The following is a 22891-nucleotide window of genomic DNA, read 5'->3' on the forward strand; positions in this document are numbered from 1 at the left end:
CCCGGCGGCGGAGGGGTCCGTCAGATCGGTAGCCGCAGCTCCGGCGGCACTTCGATCGTGGGCAGGGGCGGCAGCGGCGGCAGTGTCGGTACCGGGATGTTGAGCCCGGGGATCAGCGGCGGCGGCGGAGCGGTGGCCACCGGCGGGGGCGGCACCACCCGCTCCGTCGTGGACTCCTCGGTCGGTGGCACGGTGGTCGTCGTCGGCGCCGGTACCGGCGCGACGGCGGGTGCCGGCTGCGGGGTCCGCGGCGGCGTCGTCACGATCACCTCGGTCGGCCGGGGCTCCGACTCGTCGTCGCCGGCGAAGGTGTTCTGTGCGCCCAGCGCCAGCCCGATCATGGCCACCACGCCGAGGGCGGTGCCGGCCAGCCCGGCCCCGCTGATCTGGCGGCCCGACACGTGCGGGCCGGGCGCGGTCGTCGCCCGCTTCCACGCCGGCGTCCGCTCCGGCGGCCCGGCGTCGTCCACCGCGGCCGGCGCGGGTGTCTCGGTCCGCGCGAGCCGCTCGGTGCGCTGCGGCGCCACTCCGCGCGGCGGGACGATGCGTTCGGTCGCCCCCGGCGGGACGATCAGTTCGGTGACCGCCGACGCGGTGGGGCCCGCGGCGACGGCGCGCAGGGCGCCGCCCTTGGCCAGGACGATTTCGGGTTCGTGCGGCACCACGACGGGCAGCTTCATCCACGTCTCGAGCACCCGGCGCACCAGCCGGACGTGGGCGCCGCCGCCGAGCAGCACGATCGTCTCGGGCCGGGCGCCGGACCGGTGCACGACGTCGCGCAGGAACCGCGCGGAACCCTCCACGAGCGGGGTGATCAGCGGGTCGAAGGTCTCGAGGGACATGAGGATCACGCCGGCGGTGCCCGGCACGGCGACGGCGTCGCTGCCGGACAGCTGTTCCTTGGCCGTGCGGCACTGGGCGACGAACTCCTCGTCCTCCGGGTCGTCGGGTCGCCACACCCCGTCCGAGCCGAGCTGGTGCAGGCGCACCGCGTCGTCGAACAGGCGGCCGGAGACGGTCCTGGTGCGTTCGGTGTGCACGGCACCGGTGGTGCGGTCGACGACGGTGACGGTGAGCCCGGAGGCACCCAGGTCGTAGAGCACCGCGACGTCACCGGGGAGCTCGCCGGTGGCCCGCAGGTAGGCCAGGGCCGCCTCGGACTCGCCGACGAGGGTGTAGCGGTCGAGTCCCTGCTCGGCCATCGCGGCGCGGAGCCGCTCGGCGTCGGCGGCGTCGCGGTACACCAGGCCCACCCGCTCGACGGTGTCGCCCGCGATGCCGGCCTGCACGAGCACGCCCACGGTCTGCGCCGCGAGCCGTGCCGGATCGTCCTGCCTGGTCTCCACCACCTGGAACTGGTAGCCCGCGGCGGGCGCGGCCGGATCGATCGGACGAACGATCCGGACGGCACTCGTCCCTGCGGTCACCCCGAGAACCGAACTCATCAGCCGCCTTCTGATTGTGTTTTGCGCCGCACATCCACCCCCGGCGCATCCCGACCGCCCGATGCTACCGAACGGTCCGGACACGCCCACCCGGCGAATCGGACACACGCCGTCACAACCGGACGAGCGAGCCGTGTGCTGCCTAGGATCGAGCGATGCGGGTTCTGTACGTCTGTACCGGGAACATCTGCCGATCGCCCACCGCCGAGCTGTTGACCACCGCATACGCGACGGAAACCGGCCGGAGTGAGTTGTCCGCGCACAGCGCCGGCACCCGCGGCATGGTCGGGCGGCCCATGGAGCCGACGGCCGCGCTCGTGCTGCGCCAGCTCGGCGGCGAGCCCGACGGTTTCGTCGCCCGGCGCCTGTCGCCGCACCTCGCCCAGGACGCCGACCTGGTGATCACGATGGCCGAGTCGCATCGGGGGGCTGTGCTGCAGGCGGCGCCGCGGATGCTCAAGCGGACGTTCACGCTGCGCGAGGCCGCGCGGCTGCAGCAGCTCAGCGGCGCCGAGACCGTCGCCGAGCTCGCCGCGGCCCGGGCGCAGTTCCCCGCGCCCGGACCGGAGGACGTCACCGATCCGATCGGTCTGGACGAGGACACGTTTGTCGCCGTCGGGACCGAGATCGCCGATCTGCTGCTACCGCTGCTCGCCCGGATCCACGACTGACCCGTTGCGCGGGCCCTGCATGGGCGACGGCGCGACGGGCCGCGACACCGCCGTCGGCACCGCCTGCTCGCGGTAGGCGGGGTCGGCGGTGTACGCCTGCGGGGCCCGGTAGTGCTGTCCCGGCTGCGCGTCGTCGTGGTCCGGCCCGCCCCGGTGCGGCTGCTCCGGCCGGTACGGTTCCGGCCGGTTCTGCTCCTCGCGGTAGCGGCGTCCGCCGGTGGTCTGTGCAACAGGACCCGGCTGCACGGGAGCCGACCCGGCCGGGGCGGGCGTCGACGCAGCGGCCGGGGCCTTCTTCGCCGACTCGTCGGACTCGTAGTAGTACCGGTACTCGTAGGCGCCGCGGCCCTTGTTCGGCGTCATCGTGATGATGGTGCCGAGCAGGTGCGCGCCGGCGCTGCCCAGGTTGCCGACCGCGCGGCTGAGCTGCTCGCGGGTGGTCTTGCCGTGGCGAGCGATGAGCAGCGCGCCGTCGGTGGCCGCGGCGAGCACGACCGAGTCGGTTACGGGCAGGACCGGCGAGCCGTCGATGATCACGTACTCGAAGCGCGCCCGCAGGTGATCGATGACGTGCTTCGCGGTTTCGGAGCCGAGCAGCTCGCTGGGGTTGGGCGGCAGCGCCCCGGAGGCCAGCACCCACAGGCCCTCGTACTGGCTGGGCTGCAGCACGTCCTCCAGACCGGCCTGGCCCGACAGCACGGTGCTGAACCCGACGTCGCCGACGACCCCGAGGTACTTCGACACCCGCGGCCGGCGCAGGTCACCCTCGACGAGCACCACGGAATGGCCGGCCTCCGCGAGCACCAGCGCGGTGTTGATGGCCGTGGTGGTCTTGCCCTCGGCCGGCAGGGCGCTGGTGACGACGATGACGCGCGGCGGGTTGTCGACGTCGAGGAACTTGAGGTTGGTGCGCATCTCCCGGTACGCCTCCGCGCTGCCGGAGTTCGACTCCTGGAAGTCGATCGCCGCATGCTCCTGCCGCTCCTTGTCGAGGGGGATGGTGCCCACCAGGCCCGTCCCGGCGAGCTCCTCGACCGTCTTGCGGTCCTTGACGGTGTTGTCGAGCCGGTCGCGCAGCACCGCGAGGGCGATGCCGAGGAGCACGCCGACGGCGAGGCCGAGCGCGAGGTTGCGCTTCGTCTTCGGCGACACCGGGGTCACCGGGGTGTCGGCGTGCTGCTCGACGACGACCCGCGCGGTGGGCTCACCGCCGTTCTCGGGGGTCTCGAGCTCGCGCGCCATGACGACGAACTCGTCGGAGAGGGCGTTGGCGAGGTCCCGGGCCCGCTCCGGCGACTCGTCGTCGACCTTGACGTCGACGAGGACGGTGTCCGGGGCGGACGACGCGGTGACCTTTCCGGCGAGCTGCGACGGCGTGACGTCGGACAGGCCGAGCCGGTCGAGGGTGCGCTGCGCCAGCGTGGTGCCGGTGAGCAACTTGGTGTAGGAGGCGACGCGCTGCTGCGAGAACAGGTTGCCCTGGTAGATCTCGTTGACCGAGGCCCCGGAGGAGGTGGAGACGAACAGCCGGGTGCTCGCCTGGTAGATCGGGGTGGTGAGCAGGGAGGCTCCGAGCGCACCGAGTACCGCCACCACGGTCGTCACGGCGACGATCTTCCATCGCGCCTGCAGGATGCGTAGGTAGTCGTGTACTTCCATTACGGTGTCTCCCTCGTTGCTGTGACACTGTCGGTGCACCCTACGGGCGCGGAAATCTGTCGTTCGGTCAGGTGCCGGGCGAGCGTGGGGCCGATCAGGGCCAGCGCGCCGGGGGTGGTCAGGTCGGAGTGCGGGTAGGGCACGTCGTGCTCGGTGACACGGCGGACGTGGCGCCGCCAGCTCGCCGCGAGGTCGGGTCCGGTCGGCCCGCCGGGCCGGGCCCGGAACAGCACTGCGTCGCCGTCGAGGACGCGCGGGGTGTGCGCGGTGACGGCCTCCTCCAGCGCGGCGCCCGCGGCCAGAGCCCGCTCCCGGATCTCGGCGACGAACGTCGGCGGCAGGCCGGGCACCTCGAGCTCGACGACGGGCTCGTCGGGCAGCGCCGCGACGTCCGGGAGGGTGTCGGGGGTGAGCGTGTCGAGCAGGATCAGCGACGCCACCTGCTGCCCCGCCTCGTGCAGTTGCACGGCCATCTCGTGCGCGATGGTGCCGCCGAGGGACCAGCCCAGCAGGTGGTAGGGGCCCTCCGGCTGGACGGTGCGGATCCGGTCGACGTAGCGGGCGGCGAACTCGGCGACGGTGCGCGGCAGCGGCGCGAGCCGGGTGGCCTGCAGCCCGTACAGCGCGACTCCGGGCAGGTGCGGCGCGAGTCCCGTGTAGCACCACGACATTCCGCTGATCGGGTGGACGCAGAACAGCGCGGTGCCGCCGGGGCGCCCCGCGAGCGGCACCAGCGTGGCGAGCGGGTCGGTGTCGTCGCCGCCGTGGTCGATCCGGTCGGCGAGGTCGGCGACGGTGGGTGCGGTGAGCAGCCATTCGAGCGGGACGTCGCGGCCGAGTTCGGCCCGCAGGTCGGCGGCGACGGCGACGGCCCCGAGCGACGTGCCACCGAGGTCGAAGAACCCGAGGTCGGCGGACACCGATCCGGGGGGCCGGCCGAGGTGCCGGGCGAACACGGCGGCGACCGTCTCGGCCGTCGCCCCGTCGGGCGGCACGAATCCGTCTGCGGGCGAGTCGAAGTCGGGCCGGGGCAGCGCGGCGCGGTCGACCTTGCCGGACGGCAGCAGCGGCAGCGCGTCCACGACGGTGATCGCGGCGGGCCGCAGCGCGCGCGGCAGGTGCGCGGCCACGCGGGTGCGCAGCGCGGCGGCGTCGGCGCTGCCCTGCGCGTAGGAGGCGAGGACGGTTCCGCCCGCGGGGCCGGGCACGGCGACGGTGACGGCGGCTTCGACGCCGTCGGCGGCGGTGAGCACCGCGTCGATCTCGGCGGGTTCGACGCGGATGCCGTGCAGCTGGATCTGCTCGTCGACGCGGCCGAGGACGTCGAGCTCGCCGTCGGCGGTGACGCGCGCGAGGTCGCCGGTGCGGTACAGGCGCGTGCCCGGCTCGCCGTGCGGGTCGGCGACGAATCGTGTTGCGGTGAGCCCGCTTCGGCCGTGGTAGCCGCGGGCCAGGCCCGCCCCGGTCACGTACAGTTCCCCGATCACCCCGGCTGGGACGGGGTGCAGGCGCGCGTCGAGGATGTGGGCGGTGGCGCCGGCGACGGGGGTGCCGACGGTGGGCCGGGCGCCGGGGTCGAACGGCCCGCCGAACGACACGGCGATCGTGAACTCGGTGGGCCCGTACCCGTTGAGCAGGCGGTGCCGCCGCCAGCGTTCGACGACGGGCGCCGTGAGCGCCTCGCCCTCGGACAGGACGGTGACCGGGCGCCCCAGCGCGTCCGGGTCGACGGTGGCCAGCACGGTGGGGGTGGCGACCACGTGGGTGACGTGCTCGTCGACGATCAGCCGCTGCAGCGCCGCGCCGGCATAGACGTGGTCGGGGGCGACGACGAGGGTCGCGCCGTGCGCGTGGGCGGCGAGCAGTTCGAACACCGACGCGTCGAAGGTGTGCGACGCCGCGTGCAGCACCCGGCTGCCCGGCGCGACGCCGAGGACGTGCCGCTGCGCGTCGACGACGGCGGTCAGGCCGCGGTGCGGCACGGCGACACCCTTGGGGGTGCCGGTGCTCCCGGACGTGTAGATCAGATACGCGGTGTCGTCCGGATGCGGCTCCGCCGCGGTGTCGTCCGGATGCGGCTCCGCCGCGGTGTCGTCCGGATGCGGCTCCGCCGCGGTGTCGTCCGGATGCGGTTGCGGCTCAGTGTCGTCCGGATGCGGCTCCGCCGCAGGGATTTCCCGCGCCTCCCACTCGCCGGTCAGGTCCACCCAGTCGATGCCCTCCCCCACCGGTTCGGCACCTGCCACGGTCAACCCGACGGTGGCGCCGCTGTCGCGCAGGACGGTCTCGACGCGGGCGGGCGGCTGCGCCGGGTCGACGGACACCCACGCCGCGCCGGTCCGGGCGACGGCCCACACCGCGAGCGGCCAGCATTCCCCGCGCGGCACGGCCACGGCGACCACGTCGCCGCGGGTCACGCCGCGCGCGCGCAGTTCCCCGGCGACGACGTCGGCGCGGGCGGCGAGCCCGGCGTAGGTCCAGGCGACGGCCCCGGCCCGCACGGCGATGGCGCCGGGGTGGGTGCGGGCGGTGGCGGCCAGGAGCTGCGGCAGCGTGCGCGGCGCCGCGGCGGGCGCGGACAACGGCGCCGGCGCGGAGGCGGCGAGGTCGCCGACGGCGGTGCCGGGGTCGGCGAGCGCGGCACCGAGCAGCGCGACGTAGTCGTCGAGCAGCGCGCCGGCGGTGGCGGGGTCGAACAGGTCGGTGGCGTACACGAGACGCACGTCGATGCCGCCGTCGCCGTCGCGTTCGGTGACGTCCCAGGTGAGATCGAACTGCGCGGCCGGGGTGCCGGCGTCGAATTCGCGCACGCGCAGGCCGGGCAGCTGCGGCAGGTCCTCCCCCGCGGGCACCGTGCGGTGGGCGAGCAGCACCTGGAACAGCGGATGGTGGGTGCCGCGGACCGGCGCGACCCGCGCGACGACCCGGTCGAACGGGACGTCCGCGTGCGCGAGGGCGTCGAGGTCGGTGGTGCGGATGCGGCGCAGCAGGTCCCCGAACGGCTCGTCCCCGGCGACGGTCGTGCGCAGGGTGAGGGTGCCGACGAACATGCCGACGAGGGCGTGCAGGCGCGGGTCGGCGCGCCCGGCGACGGCGGTACCGACGGCGATGTCGGCGCGGCCGCTGCGGCGGGCGAGCAGCGCGGCGAGCGCCGCGTGCAGCACCATGAAGCCGGTCGCGTCGTGGGCCCGCGCGACGTCGCGGACGCGGCGGTGGGTGCCGGCGTCGAGGTGGGCGGTGACGGCGCCGCCGCGGTGGCTGGGCCGCGCGGGCCGGGGCCGGTCGGTGGGCAGCGGCAGCGGCGTGTCGGGCAGGCCCGCGAGAGTCGTTGCCCAGTGGTCGAGTTGGCGGGCGGTGAGGCTGTCCGGGTCGGCGGGGTCGCCGAGCAGGTCGCGTTGCCAGCGGGCGTAGTCGCGGTAGCGCACGGGCAGCGGCCACCAGATCGGTTCCGCCCCGGCGAGGCGGGCGGCGTAGGCGTGCTGCAGGTCGGTCAGCAGCGGCGCGACGGAGCCGCCGTCGAACGCGATGTGGTGGACCGCGGCGGCGAGCACCCATTCGTGGGCGCCGAGTTCGATCAGCCGGATCCGCAGCGGCGCGTCGGCGGTGAGGTCGAACGGCGCGGTGATCACCTCGGCGACGGCGGCGGCCGGGTCGGTGCCCGGAACCGCTTCGAGCACAGGCGGATCGACCTCGGCTGCGACGCCGTCGGGGTAGGCGGTGCGCAGGATCTCGTGCCGGGCGGCGACGTCGGCGACGGCCGCGGCCAGTGCGGCGGTGTCGAGGTCACCGGTCAGGTGCAGCGCGACGGGCACGGTGTAGGCGGCGCTGCCGGGCTCGGCGCGGCCGAGCAGCCACAGCCGCTGCTGCGCGGGCGCGAGCGGGGTGGGGGCGTCGTCGTCATAGCGGCGCAACGGGATCCGAGTGCGGTCGCCGTCGCGGATGTGGGCGGCGAGTGCCGCGAGGGTCGGTGCCTGCAGCACGGCGCGGACGGGCACGTCGGTGCCGAAGGCGTCGGCGAGGCGGGCGGCGAGGACGACGGCGGACAGCGAGTCACCGCCGGCGGCGAAGAACCCGGCGTGGATGTCGGGCCGGGCGCCGAGCACGCTCTCGGCGACGGTGACGACGAGGTCCTCGACGTCGGTGAGCGGCCGGTCGTCGGCGGGCGCGTCCCCGGCGGTGTCGAGGTCGCGCAGGGCTGCGGTGTCGACTTCGCGCAGGGCTGCGGTGTCGAGTTTGCCGTTGACGGTGGTGGGCAGTTCCGGCAGCAACCGCAGCCGCGTCGGCATGCGGTGCGGCGGCACCACGTCGGCGAGCCCGGCGAGCACGCGGCTCGGCTCGACACCCGGATCGGCGGCGGCGAAGGCGACGAGCGCACCGCCCGCGGCCAGCGCGACGGCGTGCCGGATGCCGGGCTGCGCGAGCAGGGCGGCCTCGAGTTCCCCGGGTTCGATGCGCACGCCGCGGACCTTGAGCTGCCGGTCGGTGCGGCCCCGGAAGGCGAGGGTGCCGTCGGGACGGCGGTGCACCAGGTCGCCGGTGCGGTAGCGGCGGGTGCCGCCGGGGGCGGCGACGAACCGCTGCGCGGTGAGCGCGGGGGCGCCGAGGTAGCCGAGCGCGACGGATTCCCCGGCCAGGTACAGCTCGCCGACGGCGTCGTCGGGCACCGGGCGCAGGCGGGCGTCGAGCACGTGCGCGACGGTGCCGGGGACGGGCCGGCCGATGCCGCCGCGGCCGTCGACGTCGGTGAGGGTCGCGACGATGGTGGCCTCGGTGGGTCCGTACGCGTCGAGCATGTGCCGGCCGTCGGTCCAGCGGGCGGCGAGCGCCGGGGGCAGGGTTTCGCCGCCGGACGCGACGACCCGCAGGTCGGGCAGCTCGTGCGGGTCGAGGGTGCCGAGCACCGCGGGGGTGGACAGGTAGTGGGTGATGCGCTGCGCGCGCAGCAGCCGCTGCAGGTCCTCCCCCGCGTACACCTCCGGCGGGGCGACGACGAGGGTCGCGCCGGTGGTGTGGGCGAGCAGGATCTCGAGCAGGGCCGCGTCGAACGCCGGGTGGTAGCCCTGCAGCACGCGGTCGCCGGGTCCGACGCGGTAGCGGCGGGCGGCCTCGGCGGCGAGCGGGGCGAGGCCGGCGTGGGTGACGGCGACGCGCTTGGGCGCCCCGGTCGAGCCCGAGGTCGACACGACGTACGCGACGTTCGCCGGCGCCGGGCCGGCCGCGTCGGGGGCGCCGGTGAACGCGGCGCCGGTCTTGGTGATCGCCCACAGCCGCAGCACGTACTCGAGGCCGCGGGGCCGGTCGATGGGCACGACGGTGCCGGGGCCGGCGCCGGCGGCGCGCAGTTCGTCGGCGAGCGCGTCGGAGCGGGCGTCGAGTTCGCGGTAGGTCAGGGCGGTGTCGCCCTCGCGCAGGGCTTCCCGGTCGGGGTGCGCGGCGGCGGTGGCGCGCAGCAGGTCCGGCAGGGGTCGGGCCGGGGCGGGGGCGGCGCCGGTCAGCGGCGCGGCGGGACAGTCGACGGGCAGGTCCCCGACGGTGGTGCCGGGCGCGGCGACGAGGTGCCGCAGGACGGCGACGAACCGGTCCGCGAGCCGCCGCGCGGTGGGTCCGGCGAACCGCGACGCGTCGTGCACGAGGGTGCCGGCGTAGCCGTCCGCGGCGGGCGCGAACGCGAACTGCAGGTCGAATTTCGGTGCACCGCGGACGATCTCCTCGGCCTCGACGGTGAGGTCCCCGATCCGGGTGGGGGCGAGGGTGAAGTCCTGCAGGGCGAGCGCGACCTGCGGGGCGCGGCCGGGCAGGCCGGCGAGGATCTGCTCGTAGGGCACCCCGGCGTGGTCGAGGGCGGCGACGTCGAAGTCGCGGACCTGCGCGAGGAGCCCGGCGAACGGCATGTCGGGTTCCACGCGGGCGCGCAGCACGAGGGTCTCGAGGAACGGGCCGACGAGGTCCTCGACCTGCGCCCAGCGGCGGGCGGAGACCACGGCGGCGACGGCGACGTCGTGTCCGGCGCCGACGCGGGCGAGCAGCACCGACAGCGCGGCGTGCAGCACCATGAACTCGGTGGCGCCGTGGGCCCGCGCGAGCTCGGTGATCCCGGCGCGCACGTCGGCGGGCACCTCGAACGCGACGGTCCCGGCCTCCTGCTCCAACGACTCCGTCTCCGAACAACCTGCCTGCGTGGGTAATTCGACCGGATCGAGCCCGTCGAGGGCGCGCCGCCAGTGCGCGGCGTCCGCCTCCGGGATCCCGCGCGCCTGTTCCCACAGCGCGTAGTCGGCGTACTGCAGCGGCAGCGGCTCCCACCGCGGCGCCTGCCCGGCCGCGCGGGCGGCGTAGGCGACGGCGAGGTCGCGCAGCAGCGGCGCGAGCGACGGCCCGTCCGCCGCGGCGTGGTCCACGGTCAGGCGCAGGCGCCGTGGTGTCGTTTCGGTCCCCTCGAGGTCCCAATGGACACCACGGTCTGCCAGGACCTGATGCGGACCCTGCTCGTCGACGACGATGCGGGTGCGCAGGATCTCGTGCCGCGCCACGACGTCGCCGAGCGCGGCCTCGAGGGCGGGCACGTCGAGCGGGCCGGTCAGGCGCACGTCGGCGCGCAGCAGGTAGGCGTCGGGGTCGAGGCGGCTGAGCCCCCACAGGCGACGTTGCGCGCGGCTGAGCGGGATCCGGGCGGGGCGCGGGTGGACGGGCACCGGCCCGGCCTCGACGTCGAGTCCGCCGGCGTCGAGCGCGGCGGCGAGCCCCTCGACGGTGGGGTGCTCGAAGATCAGCCGCAGCGGCACGGCGACGCCGGTCTCCTCGCGCAGCCGGCCCACGAGCACGGTCGCGAGCAGCGAGTTGCCGCCGACGGCGAAGAAGTCGTCGGTCCTGCCGACCGGGGAGTCGAGCAGTTCGCCGTAGACCCGCGCGACGAGCGTCTCGGTCCCGGTGCCGGGCTCGTCGCGCCCGCCGAGGTCGAGGGCGGGCAGCCGCGCGACGTCGAGCTTGCCGTGCGCGGTGCGCGGCACCGCGTCGAGCGGCACGACGGCGACGGGCACGAGGTGGGCGGGCAGGCTCTGCCGCAGCCGCCCGCGCGCGTCCTCGGCGTCGACGCCGGCGGGCACGACGTAGGAGACGAGCGCCCCGTCGCGCACGACGGTCGCGGCCTGCTCGACGCCGGGCACGGTCCGCAGCGCGGCGTCGACCTCGCCCGGTTCGATGCGCACGCCCCGCAGCTTGACCTGATCGTCGCTGCGCCCCACGAACCGCAACGCGACCCCGCCGCCCGTGCGCGTTTCTGGTAGCTCCGACGACCGGAAACGCGCACGGGCCCAGCGGGCCAGGTCGCCCGTGCGGTACCGGCGACGACCGCCGTCGGCGGCGACGAACCGCGTCGCGGTGCGGCCCGGGTCGTCGCGGTACCCGTCGGCGAGCCGCTCCCCCGCCAGGTACAGCTCGCCGGCCACGCCGGTGGGCACGGGCCGCAGCCGTTCGTCGAGCACGACGGCCTGGACCCCGCGCACGGGGGTGCCGATCACGACGTCCGCGCCGGGCACCAGCGGCGGCGAACAGGTGGCGAAGACGGTGGCCTCGGCGGGGCCGTAGCCGTTGTAGAGGCGACGGCCCGCGCCCCACCGGGCGACGAGCTCGTCGCTCACGGCCTCGCCGCCCAGCATGAGCACCCGCAGGTCGGGCAGCGCCCGCGGCGGCACGGTCGCCAGCGCCGACGGGGTGACGCACGCGTGCGTGATGCGCTCGCCGGCGAGCAGGTCGGCGAGGGCGTCGCCGCCGTACGCGTCGGGCCCGGCGACGACGAGGGTCGCGCCGGCGGTGCCCGCGACGAGCAGCTCGAGCATCGCCGCGTCGAAGCTCGGCGACGCGACGTGCAGCATCCGGTCGCCGGGCGCGGCGGCGAACCGCTCGGCGAGGTCCTCGGCGAGGGCGCTCACCCCCCGGTGGGTGATGGTGACGCCCTTGGGGTTTCCGCTGGTTCCGGAGGTGAACACCAGGTAGGCGGGCGCGCCGGAGCCCGGGTCGGCCACCTCGACACCGTCACCGTGAAAGCCGTCACCGTGAAAGCCGGCACCGTGGGAGCCGGCGACATCGAGCCAGGTCACGGTGGCGGGCAGCAACCCGCGGTGCGCGGCGCCGGTGACGCCGACGGTCGCGTCGCCGAGCATCGCGGCGAGCCGCGCGGCGGGCTGGGCGGGGTCGACGAGCATCGGGGCGGCGCCGAGCCGGGCGATGCCCCACACCGCGACGACGGAGTCGAGCGAGCGGGGCAGCGCGCACGCGACGGCCGTGCCGGGCCGGGCGCCGGCGGCGTGCAGCCGGGCGGCGAGCGCGTCGACGCGCGCGAGCAGCTGCGGGTAGGTCAGTTCGGTGTCGCCGTCGCGCACGGCCACACCGTCGCCGCCGCGGGCGGCGCCGGCGGCCAACCACTGCCACAGCGTCCGCGCCGGGGCCGGCTCGGGGCCGGCGGCGGGGACGAGCGCGGCGCGTTCCCGCTCGGTGAGCAGGTCGATGTCGCCGATCCGCACGGCCGGGTCGGCGACGGCGGCCCGCAGGATCGCGACGTACCGGTCGGCGAACGCGGCGACGGTGCCCGCGTCGTACAGGTCGGTGGCGTAGGCGAATTCGAGGTCGACGCCGGTGCCGGTCTCGGTGACGACGAGCTGGACGTCGAAGTTGGCGTGCTCGTCGGCCACCGGCAGCACCCGCGCGGTCAGGCCGGGCAGCTCGAACGCGTCGACGGTGGGGCGGCGCAGCGACAGGGCGACCTGGAACAGCGGATGCCGGGCGGGGTTGCGGGCGGGATTGAGGCGTTCGACGAGGGTCTCGAACGGCGCGTCGGGGTGGGTGTAGGCGGCGAGGTCGCGGGCGTGGACCTCGGCGAGCAGGTCGGCGAAGGTGGCGTCCGGGTCGACGGGGGTGCGCAGGACGAGGGTCCCGGCGAACATGCCGACGAGGTCGTCGAGCTGCGGGTCGCCGCGCCCGGCGACGACGGTGCCGACGGCGATGTCGTCGCCGGCGCCGTGCCGGGCCAGCAGCACGGCCAGCGCCGCGTGCAGCACCATGAACGTCGTCGCGCGACCGTCCCGCGCGAGCCGCGAAACACCTTCGGCGACGACGGGATCCACCGCCACCCGGTGGGTGGCACCGCGGCCGGTCGGGCGCGCGGGCCGCGGCCGGTCGCCGGGCAGGGTCACCTCGTCGGGCAGGCCGGCGAGCACGGTCGCCCAGTGCGCGAGCTGCCCGTCGGCGTCGGCGCGCTGCCAGCGGCTGAAGTCGGTGTACTGCACCGGCAGCGGCGCCCACCGCGGCGCCTGCCCGGCGCGCCGGGCGGTGTAGGCGTCGACGATGTCGCCCAGCAGCGGGGTGAGCGACCATTCGTCGGCGGCGATGTGGTGCACCACCACCGCGAGCACGTGCCGCCGCGGCGCGAGCCGGTACAGCCGCATCCGCACCGGCGTCTCGCGGGTGAGATCGAAGCCGGGGGCGGCGAATTCGCGGACGAACTCGTCGAGCCCCCCGGCGGGCACGGCGACGGGCTCGAGTCCGGGCCGCGCGACGGGCCGCACCACCTGCGCGGTGGGGTCGGGGTACACGGTGCGCAGGGTGCGGTGCCGGTCGAGGACGTCGGCGACGGCGGCGGTGAGCGCCGCGACGTCGAGCCGGCCGTCGAGCCGCACCGCGAACGGCAGGTTGTAGCTGCCGGATCCGGGGTCGAGCCGGTTGACGAACCACAGCCGCTGCTGCGCCGGCGACAGCGGCGCCGGGGCGTCGTCGCCGGCCGCGACGAGCGGGGCACGGCGACGGCCGGTGCCGGCGCGGGCGGCGAGGAGCGCGGCGAGGCCGGCGACGGTGGCGGCGTCGAACACGTCGCGGACGGTGACGTCGACGTCGGCGATGTCGGCGAGGCGCCCGGCGAGGCGGGTCGCGAGCAGCGAGTTGCCGCCGAGCGCGAAGAAGTCGTCGCCGGCGCCGACGGGCCCGGCGCCGAGCAGTTCCCGGTACACCTCGGCGACGAGTTCCTCGAGCGGCCCGTGCGGGGCGAGGCCGCCGGTGGGGGCGACGGCGGGTGCGGGCAGGGCCGCGCGGTCGAGCTTGCCGTTGGCGGTGCGCGGCAGCGCATCCAGCGCGACGGCGGCGGCGGGCACGAGGTAGTCGGGCAGGGTGCGGCGAAGCTCGCGCAGCGCCCCGGTAGGTGAGCCGCCGACGAGGTAGGCGACGAGCCGGTCGTCGCGCAGCACCACCACCGCCTGGGTGACGCCGTCGCAGCGCAGCAGGGTGGCCTCGATCTCGCCGGGTTCGATGCGGTAGCCGCGCAGCTCGAGCTGGTCGTCGGCGCGGCCCCGGTGGTGCAGCACCCCGTCGCGGCCGCGGCGGCCGAGGTCGCCGGTCCGGTAGCGGCGGGCGCCGCCGGGCGCGGCGACGAACCGGGTGGCGGTCAGGCCGGGGCGGCCGCGGTAGCCGCGGGCGAGTTGGCCTCCGGCGACGTAGAGTTCACCGACGGTGCCGGGCGGGGTGCGGCGCAGCGACCGGTCCAGGATCTGCACGTCGAGCCCGGGCAGCGGCCGCCCGACGCCGGGCTCGGCGGCGGGGCCGCGGGTGACGTGCACGGTGGTCTCGGTGATGCCGAACATGTTCACCGCGCGCACGTGCGGCCGGTCCGCGAGCCACGGCCGGACCCGCCCGGGGTCGAGGGCTTCGCCGCCGAAGATCAGCAGCCGCAGCGTGGGCAGCGCGGTGTCGACGGTGGCGAGCTGGCCGAACGCGGTGGGCGTCTGGTTGAGGACGGTGACGCCCTCGCCGTCGAGCAGCGCGGCGAACGCCCCGGGGTCGCGGGCGGTGTAGTGGTCGACGACGACGAGGCGCCCGCCGGTGGTCAGCGCCCCCCACATCTCCCACACGGAGAAGTCGAACGCCGGGGAGTGGAACAGGGTCCACACGTCGCGCGGGCCGAACCCGACGTCGCCGGTGGCGGCGAACACCGCCGCGGCGGCCTCGTGCCCGACGAGCACGCCCTTGGGGGTGCCGGTGGAGCCGGAGGTGTAGATCAGGTACGCGCCGGCACCGGCAGGCACGGCCGCATCGAACGCGGCGCCGGCGTCCAGGCGTTGCCGAACCTCGGGCGCATCGACGTGCAGGAGAGCCACATCCGTGTCGACCGCGAACCCGGTGTCGCACAGCACCGCGGCGGGGGCGGCGTCGTCGAGCAGGGCGCGCAGCCGCGCCGGCGGGTGGGTGACGTCCAGCGGCAGGTACACGGCGCCGGCGCGGGCGACGGCGAGGATCGCCACCACCAGGTCGAGCGAGCGGGGCAGCGCGACGGCGACGACGTCCTCGACGCCGAGCCCGCGCTCGGCGAGCATTTCGGCGAGCGCCCCGGAGCGGGCGTGCAGCTGGGCGTAGGTCAGGGTGTCGGCGCCGTGGGTGAGCGCGACCGCGTCGGGGCGGCGGCGTGCCTGCTCGGCGACCAGCGCGGGCAGCGTGGCCGTGTCGGGGGCCGGCCGGGGTGCGGACGCGTCGTCGTCGGGGCCGAGCAGGTCGATGCCGCCGACGGCGACGGCCGGGTCGGCGGTGACCACGTCGAGGATGCGCAGCAGGAACGGCGCCCACGCGGCGACGGTGTCGTGGTCGAACAGGCCGCGGTCGTAGGTGAGCACCCCGTCGAGCCCGGTGGGGGTGCCGACGGCGGAACGGTTCTCGCGGACGGTGACCTCGAGATCGAATCGGGCCGTGCCGGTGGACATCTCGCGGACCCCGGTCACGCCGGGCACGTCGAGGCCGTCCAGCGCGAAGCTCTCGTAGGCGAGCATCACCTGGAAGACCGGGTGGTGCCGCGACGCGGAGGCGCCGAGGGCGTCGACGACCCGGTCGAACGGCACGTCGGCGTGCGCGAACGCGTCGAGGTCGACGCGGCGGGCGTCGGCGAGCAGTTCCGCGAACGTCGCGCGGGCCGGCACGGGCAGCCGCAGCGCGACGGTGCCGACGAACATGCCGGCCACGTCGTCGAGCATCGGGTCGACCCGCCCGGAGACGGGGGTGCCGACGGTGACGTCCTCGGCGGCGGCCAGGGTCGCGAGCAGCACGGCGAGCGCGGCGTGCACGACCATGAACGTCGTCGCGTCGTGGGCGCGGGCCAGCTTGTCGACGGCGGCGTGCAGTTCGGCGGGCACCGAGAAGCGCACGCGCCCGGCGGCACCGTCGCCGTCGCCGCGGGGACGGTCGGTGGGCAGGGCCAGCAGCGGCGGGGCGCCGGCGAGGGTGCGGGTCCAGTGCGCGAGCTGGCGGGCGGCGAGGCTGTCGGGATCGGCCGGGTCGCCGAGCAGGGTGTGCTGCCAGCGGGCGTAGTCGCGGTAGGTGACGGGCAGCGGCGGCCACGCCGGGGTGCGCCCCTCGCGCCGGGCGGCGTAGGCGAGCGCGAGGTCGCGGCCGAGCGGCAGCAGCGAGAGCCCGTCGACGGCGATGTGGTGCAGCACCACCGCGAGGGTGTAGCCGGCGCCGGTGCGGTAGAGGCGGGTGCGCAGCGGCGGGTCGACGGTGAGATCGAAACCGGTGCAGGCGAATTCGGTGAGGGCGTCGTCGAGGTCGGCGGGTGTCGCGTGTGGCGCGAGGTCGAGGGCGACGCCGGGCAGCACCCGCTGCGTCGGCCCGTCCGGGCCGTCGGGGTGGACGGTGCGCAGCACGGCGTGCCGGGCGATCACGTCCGCGGCGGCGGTCGCGAGGGCGTCGAGGTCGGTGCCGGCGGCGAGGTCGACGGCGAACGCGACGTGGTCGCCGGGGGCGGCGTCGGCGACGTCGAGCCGGTTGGTGAGCCACATCCGCTGCTGCGCCGGCGCGAGCGGCACCGGACCGGTGTCGTCGGTCGGCAGCAGCGGAAGGCGTTCGCCGGCAATCGGATCGGACACGGCGACGGCGAGGCCGGCGACGGTGGGGTGCTCGAAGATCTCCCGCACGCCGACGCGGTGGCCGGCGACCGCGCCGAGGCGCGCGGCGAGCTGGGTGGCGAGCAGCGAGTTGCCGCCGAGCGCGAAGAAGTCGTCGTCGGCGGCGACGGTGGGCACGTCGAGCAGGTCGGCGACGGCACCGGCGACGAGTTCCTCGGCGGCGCTGCGATATCCGGTGCTCGGACGGTCCGGGTCTGCGGTGGGTCCGGGCAGCGCGGCGCGGTCGATCTTGCCGGTACTCGTGAGCGGCAGCGCGTCGAGGACGGTGACCGTGGCGGGCACCATGTGCCGCGGCAGCCGCGCGGCGACGAACTCCCGCAGCTCGGCCGGGTCGAGGCGGGCGGGGTCGGGACCGTGTACGTACGCGACAAGCGCCTCGCCCCGCACGACGGTGACGGCGGCGGCGACCGCGGGATGCCCGGTGAGGGTGGCGTCGATCTCGCCGAGTTCGATGCGGAATCCGCGGAGCTTGACCTGATGGTCGACCCGCCCGACGAACTCGAGGGCGGCTCCGCCGCCGGTGTGTCCTTTGGGCTGCTCCGGCCGCCCGAAGGGCACACCGCTCCAGCGCACCAGGTCGCCCGTGCGGTACATGCGACCGCCGCCGAACGGGGACGCGACGAAGCGGCTCGCGGTCAGGCTCGGCATTCCGAGGTAGCCGCGGGCCAGGCCCGGCCCGGCGAGGTACAGCTCGCCGACCACGCCGACGGGCACGGGCCGCAGCCGCGGGCCGAGCACGAGCGCGGTGACGCCGTCGAGGCCGGTGCCGATGGTCAGCCGCTCCCCCGGCACGAGCGGCGCGCTGGCGGTGGCGAGCACGGTGGTCTCGGTGGGCCCGTACACGTTGAGCATGGTCCGGCCGGGCGCCCACCGGGCCGCGGTCTCGGCCGGCCACGCCTCGCCGCCGACGGCGAGCACGCGCAGCGCGTCCAGGCCCGCGGGGTCCAGTTGCGCAGGCACGGCCGGGGTGGAGAACCAGTGCGTGATGCGCTCGGCGCGCAGCAGTTCCAGCAGGTCCTCGCCGCCGTACACGTCCGGCGGCGCGACGACGAGCGTGCCACCGACCGCGGCCGCCATGAGGTATTCGAGCACCGACGCGTCGAACGTGGGCGACGCGGCGTGCAGCACCCGCGCCTGCGGGTCGAGGTCCATCCGGCTGCGCAGCGCCCCGACGAGCGGCGCGAGCCCCCGGTGGGTGACGACGACCCCCTTCGGCACGCCGGTCGAGCCGGAGGTGTAGACGAGGTAGGCGGCGTGGTCGGACCGCAGCGTCCGCGTCCGGTCGGCGTCGGTGATCTCACCCGACCGTGCGGATCCGGCGTCCGGGTCGACGAAGTCGACGCCGTCGGGCAGCGACGTACCGGGCCGGGCGACGACGTGCCGCACCCCGGCGTCGGCGAGGATCCGGGCGATCCGCACCGCGGGCTGCGCGGGGTCGACGGGCACGAACGCCGCCCCGGTCAGCGCGACGGCGGCCACCACGCGCACCGAGTCCACCGACCGCGGCAGCAGAATCGCCACCCGATCCTCCGGGCCGAGACCGCGCTCGATCAGGTGCCACGCCAACGGTGTTGCGGCGGCGATCAACTCGACCGGCACGCCGCACGGCGCCGCGACCAGCAGCGGGTGCGCGGCGAGCAGCTCCGGCAACGTCGCGACCGGCCCGGGGTCTGCCAGGACGACCTCGGGAGCGCCGAGTTCGAGATCGCCGACGGGTGCCTGCGGCGCGGCGACGGCCGCGTCGAGCACCGCGTGCAGGCGGGCCACCGCGGCGGCGACCGTCGCGCGCTCGAACAGGGCACCGTCGTAGATCACCCGTCCGCACAGCGAGCCGTCGGGCAGCTCGCGCACCGCGATCTCCACGTCGAACCGGGCGCGGCCGGACGGGATCTCCTCGGCGCGCACCCTCAGCCCGGGCAGCGCGAGGTCGGGCACGGCGACGTTGTCGTAGGCGAGCATCACCTGGAACGGCGCGAAGCCGAGCGCGTCGACGACGCGGTCGAACGGCACCGTCGCGTGCGCGTAGGCGTCGAGGTCCGCGCGACGGGCGGCGGCGAGCAGCTCGGTGAACGACGCGGCCGGGTCCACGTCGAGCCGCAGCGCGACGGTGCCGACGAACATGCCGACGAGACGCTCGAGGTCGGGGTGCTCGCGGCCGGCCGTGCCGGAGCCGACGGCGACGTCGCGCCCCCCGGTCCACGCCGACAGCCACACGGCGACGGCGGCGTGCACCGCCATGAACGCGGTGGCGTCGTGCGCGGCGGCCAGGCGGCGCAGCGCCTCGAACCGCGCGGCGGGGACGGCGAATTCGAGCGATTCGGCCGCTCCGGGGCGGCCGGGGCGGGGACGGTCGGTGGGCAGCGTCGGCGCCTCGCCCAGCCCGGCGAGCGTGGTGGTCCAGTGCGCGAGTTCGCGGGCGGCGAGGCTGTCCGGGTCGTCCGCGTCGCCGAGCAGGGCGCGGTGCCAGCGGGCGTAGTCGGAGTACCGCAGCGGCAACGGCTCCCACCGCGGGCCGTGCCCGGCGGCGCGGGCGGCGTAGGCGGCGGCGAGGTCGAGGGTCAGCGGCACGAACGACGCGCCGTCCACGGCGATGTGGTGGGCGACGACGGCGAGCACGTGCCGGTCCGGGCCCACGCGCAGCAGCCGCACCCGCAGCGGGATGCCGGTGGCGAGGTCGAACGGTGCGGCGGCCCACTCGGCGATCAGGGCGTCCACGTCGGCCGGGTCGACGGGTTCGACGTCGAGCGCGGGCAGCACCTCGGCGACGGGCCGGACCCGTTGCCGCGGGCCGGGTTCGGTGAACACCGTGCGCAGGATCTCGTGCCGGTCGAGGACGTCGCCGAGCGCGGCGCGCAGCGCGGCCACGTCGAGGGTGCCGTCGAGGTGCAGCGCGAACGGCAGGTGGTAGGCGGCGGTGTCACCCTGCGCGAGCAGCCACAGCCGTCGCTGGGCGGGGGCGAGCGGCGCGGGCGTGTCGTCGTCCGAGCGGGTGGGCGCGGGCATCGCGGCGGCCGGTCCGGCGTCGACGGCCGCGGCGAGTCCGGCGACAGTGGGGTGGTCGAACACGTCGCGCAGGTGCACGTCGCGGCCGAGCGCGACCCCGAGCCGCGCCGCGAGCTGTGCCGCGCCGAGCGAATGCCCGCCGAGGGCGAAGAAGTTCGCGTCCGCCCCCACCCGGTCGACGCCGACGATCTCGCACATCAGCTGCGCGACGAGCGTCTCGGTCGGGCCGGTCGGGGGCCGCGAGCCGGTGGCCGTGTCCACCGCGGGGGCGGGCAGGGCGCGACGGTCGATCTTGCCGCCCGGGGTGAGCGGCAGCGCGTCGAGGACGGTGACCGTCGCGGGCCGCAGGTAGGCGGGCAGGCGCTCGGCGAGGCGGGCGTGCACGTCGTCGGGCTCGACGTCGCCGACGACGTAGGCCGCGAGGGTGTCGCCGTGGACGACGACGGCCGCGCTCGCGACGTCGCCGAGGGCGGCGAGCGCCGCCTCGACCTCGCCGGGTTCGATGCGGTAGCCGCGAATCTTCACCTGCCGGTCGGCGCGCCCGACGAACTCCAGGACGTCCCCGCCGCCCGTGCGCGTTTCTGGTAGCTCCGACGACCAGAAACGCGCACGGCTCCAGCGCACCAGGTCTCCTGTGCGGTACACGCGGCCGAACGGCGACGCGACGAACCGGGCCGCGGTCAGCGCCGGGTCGCCGAGGTAACCGCGGGCGACGGCCGGCCCACCCAGGTACAGCTCGCCGACCGCGCCGACGGGCACCGGGTGCAGCCGCGCGTCGAGCACGACGGCCGTCACGCCGTGGACGGGTGCGCCGATGGGCACTCCCCCACCCGGCCGCAGCGGCTCGCTGAGCGTGGCGAGGACGGTGGCCTCGGTGGGCCCGTACGCGTTGAGCATCGTGCGCCCGCGCGACCACCGGTCGGCGACGTCGACCGCCAGGGCCTCGCCGCCCGCGTCGAGCATCCGCAGCGCCGGCAGGTCGGCCTCGGGCGTGACGGCCAGGACGGCGGGCGCGGTGATCGCGTGGGTGACGGCCTGTTCGCGCAGCAGCGCGGCCAGGTCCGGTCCGCCGACCACGTCGGGCGGGCAGACCACGAGGGTGGCGCCGGTGTCGAAGGCCAGCAGCAGTTCCTGCAGCGACGCGTCGAAACTCGGGGCGGCCAGGTGCAGCACGCGCGACGCGGCGTCGGCCGGGTACCGCTCCCGCAGCGTCGCGACGAGTCCGGCGAGACCGCGGTGGCCGACGGCGACGGCCTTGGGGGTGCCCGTGGAGCCGGACGTGTGGATCACCCACGCGAGGTGGTCGGGGTGCAGCGGACGCAGCCGTTCGCCCGCGTCGAACGGCGCCGGCGACACCTCGCCGCCCGCCGGATCCACGCGGGTCACGCCGTCGGGCAGGGCGACGTCGTCGCCGCACACCGCGACGGGCACGTCGCGCAGCAGTTCGGCGAGCCGCAGCGCCGGCGTGTCCGGATCGATCGGGGTATAGGCGGCGCCGGCCTTGGCGACGGCCCACAGCGCGACCACCGAGCCGGCCGAGCGCGGCAGCAGCACCGCGACCCGGTCGTCGGGTCCCGCGCCGCACGCAATCAGCCTGCGCGCGAGCGCAGTTGAACGCTCGTCCAGTTCCCGGTAGGTCAGCGCGGCGGCGCCGTCGCGCACGGCGACGCGGTCCGAGCCGGCGTGCGCGGTGAGCACGTCGGGCAGCAGGCGTACGTCCTCGACGTGCGGGCCACGCGCGGGGACGAGGTCGGCGAGTTCGCCGGTCGCCGCGAGCGGCAGGTCGCCCACCGCGTGGTCGGCCGACCGCGCGAACGCGCCGAGGAAGTCCAGGAACCGCCGGTGGTGCCGGGCGAGCGTCTCGTCGCCGTACCGGCGCGGGTTGGCCTCGAAGTCCACCCGCGTGCTGCGCCCGGCGATCCCGGCGTACACGTTCACCGACAGGTCGTCGACCGGGCCGGTGGAGAGCAGGTTGTAGTTGCCGGTGATGTCGCCGTACGCGTACTCCGGGTTGAACATCATCAGGTTCACCACGGGCCCGAACGCGCTGCGGGTCTCCCGGTGATCGCCGACGGCGTGCAGGTCGCGCAGCATGTCCTCGTAGCGGTACCGCTGGTGCCGCAGCGCCCCGGTCAGCTCCACCTGCACGCGCCGCACCAGCTCGGCGACGGTCACGTCCGGTTCCACGCCCACCCGCAGCGGCACGATGTTCGAGATCGAGCCCGCCGAGCGGCGCAGCGGCGCGGTGGTGCGGGCCGAGACCGGCAGGCTCAGCGCGACGTCCGTGGTGCCGGTCATGCGGGCCAGGTAGGCGGCGAAGGCGGCGACAACGATCGGGACGTCGGTGGAGTTGGCGTCGCGGGCCAGCTCGGCGACGGCGTCGGTCACCTCGGCGGTGAGTGCCGCGCCGACGTGTCGGCACGGCATCGTGGGGGCGGCGGAACCGGCGGCGAGCGTGACGGGCGGCGGCAGGTCCACCAGGCGCTGCCTCCAGTGCTCGCGGTCGGTGGCCTGCCGCGTGCTGCCGACGTAGGCGAGCTCGTGTTCGGCGATTCGCTCGAGGCTCAGCGCCGCGAGCGGCGGCGGTTCCTCCCCGCGCGCCCACGCCGTGTATAGCTCGGCGCTGCGGCCGAGCATCACCATGCCGCCGTGCCCGTCGAGGGCGAGGTGGTGGATGTAGGTGAAGAGGTAGAAGTGCTCGTCGGCGAGCTGGATCAGCGTGGTGGCGATGAGCCGATCGTCCAGCGGGTCGAGCGGACGGGTGTAGGTCTCGTCCATCCACCGTCGCGCCTCGGCCTCGGGGTCGTCGTGGCCGCGCAGGTCCAGGTAGCCGGGGTAGTCGTCGACGTCGGGGATCACCCGTTGCCGCGGCTCGCCGTCGACGATCTCAAGGAACAGCGTTCCGGATTCGACCTCGCGGGCGGCCTGGTTGCAGGCCGCGCGGATCAGGTCCGCGTCGAGCGGGCCGTGCAGGTCCAGGTACTGGGCGATGGTGAACGGGACGTCCGGGGTGAGCTGCTGAGCAAACCACAGTCCACGCTGACTCGTGGACATGGCAAAAGACGGCACCGCACCCCCTCGTGTTTCCCTCGAGATCGACGGGTGTGCAGTGGAACCCCTCGATCGACCACGGCGTGGACGCCTCCCTGCATCCATCACCGTCGAATACATCGACCCTAAC

General features: G+C 76.0%; 4 protein-coding genes. 1 reads left to right on the forward strand and 3 read right to left on the reverse strand.

Annotated features, from left to right (window positions below):
- Positions 1–20: 20 nt before the first annotated feature.
- On the reverse strand, positions 21–1445 hold the full coding sequence (locus HFP48_RS21480; RefSeq protein ID WP_168579998.1) for a chaperone protein: 1425 nt from the start codon (positions 1443–1445) through the stop codon (positions 21–23).
- A 155-nt stretch (positions 1446–1600) separates the two neighbouring features.
- Between HFP48_RS21480 and HFP48_RS21485 the strand changes: the two genes are divergently transcribed.
- Positions 1601–2116: a protein tyrosine phosphatase gene (locus HFP48_RS21485; RefSeq protein WP_102799605.1), complete on the forward strand. Its 516-nt coding sequence runs from the start codon at positions 1601–1603 to the stop codon at positions 2114–2116.
- On the opposite strand, the gene HFP48_RS21490 is transcribed toward HFP48_RS21485, so the two are convergent.
- Complete coding sequence (locus HFP48_RS21490; protein ID WP_168579999.1) at positions 2087–3775, reverse strand: polysaccharide biosynthesis tyrosine autokinase; 1689 nt, start codon at positions 3773–3775, stop codon at positions 2087–2089. The two genes, HFP48_RS21485 and HFP48_RS21490, sit on opposite strands and share 30 nt — an antisense overlap.
- Entirely contained in the window at positions 3775–22764 is an 18990-nt protein-coding gene (locus tag HFP48_RS21495; RefSeq protein WP_168580000.1) for a non-ribosomal peptide synthetase, read from the reverse strand. Before HFP48_RS21495 ends, HFP48_RS21490 begins: the two co-directional genes overlap by 1 nt.
- Between the last annotated feature and the right edge of the window lie 127 nt (positions 22765–22891).

This window comes from Rhodococcus sp. DMU1 (genome assembly GCF_012272955.1).
Taxonomy (GTDB): Bacteria; Actinomycetota; Actinomycetes; order Mycobacteriales; family Mycobacteriaceae; genus Rhodococcus; species Rhodococcus aetherivorans.